The organism is Enterococcus sp. 2201sp1_2201st1_C11_2201SCRN_220225 (assembly GCF_040925905.1).
GTDB lineage: Bacteria > Bacillota > Bacilli > Lactobacillales > Enterococcaceae > Enterococcus_C > Enterococcus_C asini_A.
In genome coordinates, this window is sequence record NZ_JBCOJC010000060.1 from 1 (window position 1) to 10733 (window position 10733).

The following is a 10733-nucleotide window of genomic DNA, read 5'->3' on the forward strand; positions in this document are numbered from 1 at the left end:
ATGTAATGCGTATGGCCAATACGAAAGGAGACAAAGTTGCCAAGAGTCATCCTGATGATTTAGTAATTTCCAGTGATACCATTGTAGTTTGGGACAAGCAGATTCTGGGTAAACCCCATGATCGTAAAGAAGCTTTTGAGATGTTGCGCCAATTAAGTGGTGCTACTCATCTGGTTTATACTGGGGTAGTCTTACAAAAAGGAGCCAAGCATAGTCAAGCTTTAACTCAGGCAGAAGTCAGTTTTTATGATTTAACAGATGCCGAAATCAATCGCTATCTAGATAGTGGCGAATATGCCGATAAAGCCGGAGCTTACGGAATTCAAGGTCAGGCCGGAGTCTTTGTAAAAGAGATTCAAGGAGATTATTATAGTATTGTAGGCTTTCCAGTAGGGGCAGTGAATCAGATGCTAAAAGAATTTTAAAATCAAAGCTTTCCAGACAGCAAAAAGCTAATCTGGAAAGCTTTTTTGTATAATGAAAAGAAAAAGGAGCAGATCACTATGAAAGATCAAGAACAATTGAAGCAAAAATTATCTCCGCTAGCTTATCAAGTCACCCAAGAGCAAGGAACGGAAGCACCATTTTCCGGCGAATACGATGATTTCTATCAAAAAGGGATTTATGTGGATATCGTCAGCGGCGAGCCATTGTTTTCTTCGACTGATAAATATGATGCGGGGTGTGGCTGGCCTTCTTTTACCAAACCGATTCAACGGCAAAACATTCAGGAAAAAGCCGATTTTTCCCATGGGATGCATCGAGTGGAAGTCCGTAGTAAAGAAGCGGATTCTCATTTAGGTCACGTCTTTTCTGATGGACCTATAGCAGCGGGTGGCTTGCGTTATTGTATTAACTCTGCAGCATTGCGGTTTATCCCTGTGGAAGATATGGAAGCCATGGGATATGGCGAGTATGTAGAGTTGGTGGAATAGCATTGTAATAATTTCAAGGGAAAATTCGGGATAAATCACTGTTCCGAATTTTTATTTTTACTCCCTGTTTATTTTGAATCATTCTCCCAACCTAGCTGTCAGCTTCCCTTTGTGGTACAATAAGGGGAACGTATGTCCAGAAAGGGAAGCGCAGATGTTTGAATATATTTATGGTGTGGTAACTGACATTACCCCAGCTTATATCGTTTTAGAAAATCAAGGGATTGGCTATTTAATCGCCATGGGGAACCCTTATCGTTACAGTGGCAAAAAAGAAAAAGTTAAAGTTTATGTCCATCAAGTGATTAGAGAAGATGCCCACTTGTTGTATGGCTTTGAAAAACGCCAAGACAAAGAACTCTTTTTAAAATTAATCAGTGTTTCTGGTATTGGACCAAAAAGTGGCCTGGCAATTATGGCCAATGAAGACCACAGTGGCATGGTGGCGGCTATTGAAGCAGGAAATATTAATTATTTAGTTAAATTTCCAGGCGTTGGGAAGAAAACTGCCCAACAAATGGTTTTGGATCTCCAAGGAAAGCTTGGTGCCTTTGTGGAAGGGGATCTCTTTGCGCCAGAAGAGGAAGTGCCTTCAGGAGATGCTACAGCTTTAACGGAAGCGTTGGCTGCCTTAGAAGCTCTAGGTTACAGTGCCAAAGAGATTAAGCGAGTGGAAAAAGCGTTGAAGGCCTTGGAAGAACAGTCCACTGATGAGTATTTACGCGCTGGTCTGAAGTTATTGATGAAGTAGTTTTGGCTGATTTTAGCCGAGAAAGGAATTGCCATGACAGAAGAACGGATTGTTTCTCCAGATAGAAGCGATAATCGGGAAGCAGCCTTAGAAAAATCATTACGTCCTCAAACTTTGAAACAGTATATTGGTCAAGATAAAGTAAAAGAGGAACTTTCCATTTACATACAAGCAGCGAAAAAGCGAGAAGAAGCCTTGGATCACGTATTGTTATACGGCCCGCCTGGCTTAGGGAAGACCACCATGGCCATGGTGATTGCCAATGAAATGGACGTGGAGATTCGCACGACTAGTGGGCCCGCCATTGAAAAACCTGGGGACTTAGTAGCAATTTTGAATGAATTACAACCAGGTTCTGTGTTATTTATTGATGAAATCCATCGTTTGCCACGAGTAGCCGAAGAAATGTTGTATTCAGCAATGGAAGACTTTTTTGTGGATATTATCATTGGACAAGGGCCTACTGCTCATCCAGTGCATTTTCCGCTGCCACCATTTACTTTGGTGGGTGCTACTACCAGAGCAGGGATGTTGTCGGCACCGCTGCGGGATCGTTTTGGGATTATTAGTCATATGGAATACTATGAAGAAGCTGACTTACAGGAAATTGTCCTGCGCTCGGCGGATATTTTTCAGACCGATATCGTGACAGAAGGGGCGTTGGAAATTGCTCGGCGCTCACGAGGGACTCCCCGTATTGCCAACCGTTTGTTAAAACGAGTACGGGATTTTGCTCAAGTGCAAGCTGATGGTGTGATTGATCGCCAAATTGCTGATCGAGCTTTAGCATTGTTACAAGTGGATCAAGCAGGTTTGGATTATGTGGATCAAAAGATGATTAAGACGATGATTGAGCTTTACGGGGGCGGTCCTGTAGGCTTGAGTACATTATCAGCCAATATCAGTGAAGAAACGGAAACCGTGGAAGATATGTATGAGCCTTATTTGATTCAAAAAGGCTTTTTGAAACGGACTCCTCGGGGGCGAATTGCTACGAGTTTAGCTTATGAGCATTTCGGTTACCCTTATCAATCGTAAATTTAAAAGGAGGTTCCCCTGTGGCAGAAGGAAATCGTACGAAAAAAATGATTGCCCAAGTGCTAGTTCAACTAGTTGAAAAAAAGCCCTTTAGCAAAATTACCGTGCAAGATATTGCTCAAGCAGCGGGAATTAATCGCCAAACTTTTTACTATCATTTTGCTGATAAACGAGAACTCCTGCAGTGGGTTTATCGTCAGGATTCTTTATGTTATTTAACTAGTTCGGAATTAAGCTTGGAAAACTGGGAGGAACAAGCCCGGAAAATGTTAGTCGCTATGAAAGCAAATGCTGTTTTCTATCAAGAAACGGTAGCGGCACAACAAGATATTTTAGTACAGGAGTTTGCAGAAATTGTCCATCGTTTGTTTCAAAAACTATTTGAAACGGTGGATCAAGAAGGCTTACTTTCTGAAGCAGACAAAGTTTTTTATGGACGTTTCTTCAGTTATGGTTGCAGCGGTGTGTTGCTGGATTGGATCAAAGGAGGCTATCAAGAGACTCCATTGGCGATTTCCGCCCAGCTCTTTCGCTTAGCCAAAGATGTGGAATTTTTCAGTTCGCGATTGTATCAAGCAGAGCAGGAGGGATAAAATGAAAAAAGTTTTATTTGTCTGTTTGGGCAATATTTGTCGTTCCCCTATGGCTGAAGGATTAATGAAAGCCTACAGCGAAAAAAATCAGGTTCCCTTAGTAGTGGATTCAGCGGGAACTGGCTCTTGGGAAGTTGGGAATCCACCCCATGCGGGAACCCAGAAAATTTTAAATTCGCTGGGAATTTCGACAAAAGGAATGCGAGCCCGGCAAGTGACAAAAGCTGATTTTGATAAATTTGATTTTATCATTGCTATGGATCAAGCCAACTTGTCAGATCTTCGCCAAATTGCCCCGAAAAAACAACAGGAAAAACTATATTCTTATTTAAGTGTTGTTCCAGGAAAAAGCGAAATGGCAGTTCCTGATCCTTGGTATACTGGTGATTTTCAAGAAACATTGGAATTGCTACAAGCAGGACTCCCTTTTTGGCTAGCAAAGTTTAGCGAAGAATAGGGTTATCAAGAAAATGCAAGCCTCGATTGTTTTTTTGGCATAAGTTAGCTAAAATACAAAAAAGAATACAAGGTTTTTGCAAAAAAAGGTGGTGGCAGGATGAGTGAGTCAGAAAAAGAAAAAAAGAATAAGTTCGGTCCTTTTGGGGAATTTCTGCTAAATACATCCACCGCTTTGTGGGAAGGGCTGCTAAATGAACCGGACAAGTCCACCTTGCAGCATCAAGCTTTGGAAGAAATGACGGAAGCATTGCAAAAAGCGGCGCTAGATAAAAGCATTGTGGTTTTATTAGTGGAAAAACAGTACAACCACAATTATTATGAAACCATCACTGGCTGGATAGTGGCAAAAGAGTTTGGCCCAGTAGTCCCCATAAAGCTTCCCAATGATTTATTACCTGTTCAAATGGTGCCTTTAGAGCGAGTGAAAAAAATTAGTGTATTGGCCAAAGATGGCACAAAAAAGAGTATTACCAGACCTTGAGTTACGACTCAAGGTCTTTTTTCATGTCTTGAAAAGAAACGAGAGAAGCGTTCAATGATTTGGATAAGAAAGAAAACTTATTACCATGGTTCGTTATGAAAAAGGGCCATTCAATTAATGAAAGTTTTCTTATCTCAAATATTTCGTTGATTAAACTACGTAATTACTTCTGTGGAGGGATGGGGATGGATATCAAGGAACTCTCTGATGAGCTAATTGCATGGGGAAGTCAGCAACGGATGCAGGATATGTACATCGAATGTCTCGGGGACAATTGGCGAGTCCTTTTTCGAAAAGGGGAGGCTTTTTTGGGCAAGCGCACACTAACGGAAGAACAAGCCAAACAGTTAATCACTCGTTTTAAATACCTTGGAGATATGGATGTGGGGGAGATGCGTAAAGTTCAGCTAGGAGCTATTTCGTATCGTTTACCGGGAGAATTTCGCCGTTTGCGGTTGTCTTTAGTGGGGGATTATCGCTTACAAGAAAGCATGGTAATTCGGTTTTTATATCCTCTTTCAAAGACGGAACAGTGTTTTTTAGTCCCTTCTCAATACGAGCTGATAAAAGATTATACGAGAAGAAGGGGCTTGTATTTATTTTCTGGGGCTACTGGGTCAGGGAAAACCACATTGATGTATCGATTAGCAAGATTTGGCGGTCGAGTGTTGACCATTGAAGATCCTGTAGAAATTGAAGAAATGAGTTTTACGCAACTTCAGGTAAATCCTGCTATTGGGCAAAGTTATGATTTATTGATTCAACTGGCGCTGCGGCACCGACCAGATGTTTTGATTATCGGTGAAATTCGAGATCAAGAGACTGCCCAAGCCGCAATTCGGGCAGCTTTAACCGGTTGTAAAGTTTTTGCTACCGTTCATGCCAGTAGTGTCGCCGCAACTAAAAGCAGGTTGCGGGATTTAGTAGGTAACGACAGTGAGCTGACAGATTGTTTAGCTGGTGTTATCTATCAACGGTTGTTATTGACCAAGACATGGGGCTTAGGGGCGCTTTTGGCCTATGAATTCCCGGACAAGGAGGCCGTCAATGGGAATTGGCAAACAAACTTGGAGTCATTACTTCAGCAAGGAGAAATCAGCGAAGAATGCTTTCTTCGGGAAAGCTAGTGGGAAAAAACAACTGCATTTGGAAACTTTAGCTAGTCTACTAGCAAATGGCTTTCGCCTAAGTGAAGCACTGGAGGTGATGATACGTTCAGGTCATTTTGCTAATGAAAGTCTTCTCGCTTTTCGAGAGGCTTTAAGTCGAGGGGAAACTTTAGTCACTTGCTTTACCTATTTGGAATTAAGTCCCCAAGAGATTTCTGCCATTCAACTAGCTCAGCATCACGGAGATTTGTCTGGAACTTTAGGAAATATTGCCGAACAAATCAAATTAGTAAATAAACAAAAACAAGAGCTAATGAAAACACTAGCCTATCCATTCTTATTGATTTTATTTGTCTTGTCCTTGTTATTTGGCTTACGGCAATTTTTATTACCGCAATTATTGGCTTCTGGCATGATGCCTACAGGACATTGGGGAGTGATTTTTTTGCAGCAAAGTCCGGTGATTCTCGGAAGTGCAGTCTTGTTTTTATTGTCTTTGATAGGTCTTTGTTTGCTGAAATTACAAGGTCAAGATTCATTGTCTCGTAGTTGCTTTTGGAGTCGTCTACCTGTAATCGGGGGACTTTATCGCTTGTTTATTACCAGTTATTTTTCTTTAGAGTGGGGCAAATTATTTAAAGAAGGTTTGGAACTCCAGCAAATAATCACTTCTATGCAAACTACCGACAGCCGTTCTTTAATGTTTGCTATGTCTGTGGAGTTACACCAAGGATTGAGTGAAGGAAAACCACTGTCTGAACAACTGAGTTATTATCCATTTTTAACCCCAGAGTTTGCCCAAATCGTCTTTCAAGGAGAAAGCAAAGGTCGTTTAGGCGCGGAATTAGTCCTATATAGCCAGTTGAGCCGAGAGCGTTTCTTTATTCGAGTGGAAAAGCTGGTGCATTTGATTCAACCTGTTGTCTTTTTGTTAGTGGCATTTTTGATCGTTAGTCTCTATGCGGCCATGTTTTTACCTTTATATGACAGTATGGGTGAATTAATGTGAAAGGAGAAGGGAAATGAAAAAGCGTAAAGGGTTTAAGGCCTTTACTTTAGTAGAAGTATTGGTAGTTTTGCTAATTATTTGTGTGTTGGTGGTTTTATTTGTGCCCAATGTGGGCAAGCAAAAGGAGTTGGCGGACAGAAAGAGTAATGAAGCGGTGGTCGCTTTAGTAGAAAATCAAATTGAAATTTATGAGATGGAATTTCCTGAAGAAAAAGAGACGAGTCTGACGATTAAACTAGAGAAAATGGAAAGCGCGGGTTATATCACAAACGATCAGAGGAAACGTTATGAAAGTTATCAAAAGCCCTAAATGTTATGTCAGAGCTTTTACTTTGCCGGAGAGTTTAGCAGTCTTTTTGGTAATTGCCGCATTTTGCCTCTTACCGATTTTAAAAGTTAAGAGTTGGCAAGAAGAGATTGAAGTCAAACGTTTTTTGAATCGCTTTGAAAAGATGGTTTTAGTTTGTCAACAGATTGCCATTGTTGAAGAACAAGTTACGTCGATTAAGAATGTCCGGATTCCGGAACGAGTCTTTATTTTTTATACGGGGAGTACTTCAGCCGAGCGTCCCCGACCGTTTGAAGAAGATGTTTTTGAAACATTGTTTATTCCAGAGGCTTTAAAGGGTGGAAATTCGATTTCAGAAATTAAATTTTTAGCTAGAAAAGGACACCCCAGTGAATTGGTAAAAGTTAAATTCATTTGGGAAAAGCGCAATATTACCTATCGTTATCAATTTCAGTTGGGAGGTGGCCGTTTTGAAAAATCCTTGGAATAAAGCCTCGATGCTTTTGGAAAGCTTAATCGCTTTAAGTATGTTGACGTTGTGTGTTTTGTTTTATCAAGGAGCCACTCTCAATTTGTTAAAACAAGAACAGCGACAATACGAAAAGTTAAGGGGGACTCGTGCTTTATATGAAGAAGTCCGAGAGTATCGAATTCACGGTGGCAAACTGAGTCGAAAGCTGGACTATGGAAACGAGGTGTATCATGTGGAATTTACAAAAAATCTGCGCCAAGCAAAAGTTACCAATTCCCAAGATGAAGTGGTCATCCACTGGCTCTCTCAAAGCTTTCACATTGATTGAATGTTTAGTAGCGCTAGGGGTATTGGCATTAGCTGTTTTGATGATGACCCCCATTATGACCACTAGTCAAAAAATAAGCAGTAAGTTAGAGCGGTATGGAGAACAAGAGTTAGAAGTGGCGTTGATTCAATTGGAGTATGAAACAGAAGAAATGACCTTTAGCCGTTTTGCTCCAGACAGTTTTACTTTTTGTGATCAAGAGGGCAATCAAGCAGAATTTAAGCTGGTCAATAAAACCTTTATTAAACGCTTAAAGGGCGGTTATCATCCTTTGTTGACGGGGGTCAAAGAAGTCGCAGTAGAAAAAGTTGGCCCTAGTTTATTGGTGACGTTTACTTTTTTAGATGGGAGAGTGGGGTATGGCAAAGTTCTCATTGGCGCCTCCTAAAGCTGGCGTATTGCTATCGGCCTTAGGTTTGTTGTTAATTGTAGGGATGGTTTTTTATCAAGCCTTGGAAAACCGCCAAATGACGGCAAATTTAGCGGCGCGAACCCAGCGTGCTTACGAAGTGAAATTGATGCGTGAAATGTTTTGGTACAATTATCTGCAACTTCCCCTAGAACAGCGGCCAACTTCTGGAGAGGTACTCTTTAATCAGGGACGAGTGGAATTTTTTGTGGAAGAAGAGGTCTTCAATCTACGTATTTGGTCCAATGAACGAAGCTATCGGTACTCTTATCCTGATTTTTTAAAGAAACAGGAAGAAGAAAACTTGTGAGAAAAGAAACACCAAGTGAAGAACACTAGCACAGAGAGCAACGGGAGAAATCACAGTCCGCTGCTCTTTTTGTGTGGCGTAATAATAGTAAAGACTGTTTACTACTTCACAAAGAAAAAGCGGATTATCCGTTGATAAATCAAGGATAATCCGCTAGAATAAGACAGGTATGTAAGTTGTTACAATTATAGAAATCGAGGTGGCAGTGTGTTCCCAGAAAAGATCGAAAAAGCTTTTGGATTGCATCTGGAAGCCATCCAGTTGCTACAAAATGCCTTGAGTACCTCATTTATCGAAGCCTATATCGAAAATGTGGAAAACGTTTTAGATGAATACCAAGTGCGAGTACAAAATGATCAACCAGATGAGGTTACCACGAAGCGAATTGAGGGCTTATATGAAGCCTTGCAAGAGCAAGCGTTAGAACCAGAAGAAATTCGTAAATTGTCCCAACTTTTATTGCTAAAAGGTAGTAAGACGGAACAATTACAACCGAACCACCAATTGACACCAGATGGCATTGGTTTTTTATTTGTCTATCTAATCGAGCAACTCTTTGCTAAAGAAGAAACGTTAAGTTTGTTTGATCCAGCGGTGGGAATGGGAAATCTTATTTTAACCTCTTTGACCAATTTGACTTTGGCCAAACGAGTTGTAAAAGGTTTTGGTGTGGACATTGATGAAACCCTTTTGGCAGTAGCTGCTGCAGATGCTCAGTGGACCCAAAGTGATTTGACCCTTTATCACCAAGATGCTTTACAGGATTTATTAGTTGATCCCGTAGATGTGGTCTTAAGTGATTTACCTGTGGGCTATTATCCCAACGATGAGCAGGCACAGAGCTTTTTGACGGGTGTTAGTGAAGGGCACAGTTATGCTCATCATCTCTTGATTGAACAAGGGATGAATTATACGAAAGAAAATGGCTATGGGCTGTTTCTAGTACCAAGTAATTTCCTAGAGAGTGAGCAAGGGCCGCAGTTGAAACAACTCTTTACCGAAAAGGTTTATTTACAAGGAATTATCCAATTACCAGATGAACTTTTCTTAAACAAAGCTTCCCGGAAAAGTATCATTCTCTTACAAAACCATGGTGAACATAGCAAGCAAGTGCCTGAAGTGCTTGTAGCTAAACTCGCTACTTTAAAAGACCCAGTGAAAATCACTGAATTCTTTACCCAATTCGAAGACTGGAAAGCCTCGAACTTAGTATAAAACTTAATAAATATATCGTTGAAGGAGACTGAACATGAGTAAGACAATCGCAATCAATGCCGGAAGTTCTAGCTTGAAATGGCAACTGTATGAAATGCCCGCTGAAACGGTGATCGCTAAAGGAATTGTGGAACGCATCGGTTTGCCAAATTCCATTTTCACTATTAAATATGGCGTAGATCAAAAAGAAGAAAAAATCCAAGATATCCCAGACCATGAAGTGGCAGTACAAATGTTATTGGATGATTTGATTGAATTGCAAATCATTCAAAGCTACGATGAAATTACCGGTGTGGGCCACCGAGTAGTAGCCGGTGGGGAATACTTCAAAGACTCTACGATCATCACCGACGATGTTTTGGCAAAAATTGAAGAATTAGCTGAACTAGCGCCATTACACAATCCAGCAAATGCCATGGGAATCAAAGCCTTTAAACATATTTTACCAAATATTATTTCAGTGGCCGTTTTTGATACGTCATTCCACGCAACGATGCCAGCTGTGAACTACATGTACAGCATCCCAATGGAATACTACCAAAAATACGCTGCACGGAAATACGGTGCTCACGGAACAAGCCATCGCTTTGTTTCAGAACGGGCGATTGAATTCTTAAATAAACCTGCTGAAGAAACTAAAATTATCACTTGCCATATCGGCAATGGGGCTTCCATCACTGCGGTTAAAGGTGGGAAATCAGTAGATACCTCCATGGGCTTCACACCACTTGCTGGGGTGACGATGGGGACTCGTTCTGGTGATATTGATGCTTCTTTAATTCCTTATTTAATGCGTAAAGAAGGCATTGAAGATGTGAATGAATTCATCGATATTTTGAACAAAAAATCCGGGATTCTTGGTTTGACTGGTATTTCTAGTGATATGCGGGATATCCAAAAAGCTGCGGCGAGTCATAATAATGATGCTGAATTGACTTTGGAAATCTATGCAGATCGCATCCGTAAATACATTGCCCAATACATCTCAGTGATGAACGGGGTAGATGCCATCGTCTTTACTGCCGGTGTAGGGGAAAATGCGGCTTACATTCGCGAAGCTGTCTTGGAACCAATGTCTTGGTTTGGCATTAAATTAAATAAAACAGTGAACAATTTGATCCATGGTGAAGAAGCAGAAATTACTGCTCCTGATTCCAAGGTGAAAGTTTTTGTAATCCCAACTGATGAAGAATTAGTAATTGCTCGGGACGTAGAACGTCTAGGAGCAAAATTGAACTAACTTGTAATCACAAAAATGCGGCTCTTCGTCAAATCGTGTTGGTGGAGACAAATCTAATAAAAATTAGTCGAAGATGTGGCGCGTTTTGTGCGCCA

16 protein-coding genes are annotated in these 10733 nt (G+C 40.9%); all 16 read left to right on the forward strand.

Annotated features, from left to right (window positions below):
- Window positions 1-425, forward strand: a 425-nt coding sequence (locus tag AB5754_RS12100; RefSeq protein ID WP_368259621.1) for a nucleoside triphosphate pyrophosphatase, incomplete at its 5' end; no start/stop codon positions are given.
- A gap of 78 nt (window positions 426-503) precedes the next feature.
- Window positions 504-935: a peptide-methionine (R)-S-oxide reductase MsrB gene (msrB, locus tag AB5754_RS12105; RefSeq protein ID WP_368250592.1), complete on the forward strand. Its 432-nt coding sequence runs from the start codon at window positions 504-506 to the stop codon at window positions 933-935.
- A 154-nt stretch (window positions 936-1089) separates the two neighbouring features.
- Window positions 1090-1686, forward strand: coding sequence for a Holliday junction branch migration protein RuvA (ruvA, locus tag AB5754_RS12110; protein WP_368250594.1), 597 nt, complete (start codon window positions 1090-1092; stop codon window positions 1684-1686).
- 33 nt (window positions 1687-1719) lie between these two features.
- Entirely contained in the window at window positions 1720-2724 is a 1005-nt protein-coding gene (gene ruvB / locus AB5754_RS12115) for a Holliday junction branch migration DNA helicase RuvB (protein WP_311833885.1), read from the forward strand.
- 20 nt (window positions 2725-2744) lie between these two features.
- On the forward strand, window positions 2745-3317 hold the full coding sequence (locus AB5754_RS12120) for a TetR/AcrR family transcriptional regulator C-terminal domain-containing protein (RefSeq protein ID WP_368250596.1): 573 nt from the start codon (window positions 2745-2747) through the stop codon (window positions 3315-3317).
- A 1-nt stretch (window position 3318) separates the two neighbouring features.
- On the forward strand, window positions 3319-3774 hold the full coding sequence (locus tag AB5754_RS12125; protein WP_368250597.1) for a low molecular weight protein-tyrosine-phosphatase: 456 nt from the start codon (window positions 3319-3321) through the stop codon (window positions 3772-3774).
- 99 nt (window positions 3775-3873) lie between these two features.
- Complete coding sequence (locus AB5754_RS12130) at window positions 3874-4257, forward strand: hypothetical protein (RefSeq protein ID WP_311833888.1); 384 nt, start codon at window positions 3874-3876, stop codon at window positions 4255-4257.
- A gap of 185 nt (window positions 4258-4442) precedes the next feature.
- Window positions 4443-5384 (forward strand): competence type IV pilus ATPase ComGA, encoded by a 942-nt coding sequence (gene comGA / locus AB5754_RS12135; RefSeq protein ID WP_368250598.1) that lies wholly within the window; start codon window positions 4443-4445, stop codon window positions 5382-5384.
- Complete coding sequence (gene comGB / locus AB5754_RS12140) at window positions 5305-6375, forward strand: competence type IV pilus assembly protein ComGB (RefSeq protein WP_368250599.1); 1071 nt, start codon at window positions 5305-5307, stop codon at window positions 6373-6375. The genes comGA and comGB overlap by 80 nt, the downstream gene beginning before the upstream one ends.
- Window positions 6376-6388: 13 nt before the next feature.
- Window positions 6389-6685, forward strand: a complete 297-nt coding sequence (gene comGC, locus AB5754_RS12145; protein ID WP_311833891.1) for a competence type IV pilus major pilin ComGC — start codon at window positions 6389-6391, stop codon at window positions 6683-6685.
- A complete protein-coding gene (gene comGD / locus AB5754_RS12150) occupies window positions 6663-7154 on the forward strand; it encodes a competence type IV pilus minor pilin ComGD (protein ID WP_368250600.1) in 492 nt (163 codons plus the stop codon). Before comGC ends, comGD begins: the two co-directional genes overlap by 23 nt.
- Window positions 7135-7464, forward strand: coding sequence for a hypothetical protein (locus AB5754_RS12155; RefSeq protein ID WP_368250601.1), 330 nt, complete (start codon window positions 7135-7137; stop codon window positions 7462-7464). The genes comGD and AB5754_RS12155 overlap by 20 nt, the downstream gene beginning before the upstream one ends.
- Window positions 7457-7852 carry a competence type IV pilus minor pilin ComGF gene (locus AB5754_RS12160; RefSeq protein ID WP_368250602.1) on the forward strand — a complete coding sequence of 132 codons (396 nt, stop codon included), beginning with the start codon at window positions 7457-7459 and terminating at the stop codon, window positions 7850-7852. Before AB5754_RS12155 ends, AB5754_RS12160 begins: the two co-directional genes overlap by 8 nt.
- Window positions 7824-8183, forward strand: a complete 360-nt coding sequence (comGG, locus tag AB5754_RS12165; protein WP_311833895.1) for a competence type IV pilus minor pilin ComGG — start codon at window positions 7824-7826, stop codon at window positions 8181-8183. The genes AB5754_RS12160 and comGG overlap by 29 nt, the downstream gene beginning before the upstream one ends.
- Window positions 8184-8390: 207 nt before the next feature.
- Window positions 8391-9398, forward strand: coding sequence for a class I SAM-dependent methyltransferase (locus AB5754_RS12170; RefSeq protein WP_368250604.1), 1008 nt, complete (start codon window positions 8391-8393; stop codon window positions 9396-9398).
- A 34-nt stretch (window positions 9399-9432) separates the two neighbouring features.
- On the forward strand, window positions 9433-10638 hold the full coding sequence (locus tag AB5754_RS12175; RefSeq protein WP_311833897.1) for an acetate kinase: 1206 nt from the start codon (window positions 9433-9435) through the stop codon (window positions 10636-10638).
- Window positions 10639-10733: the final 95 nt, after the last annotated feature.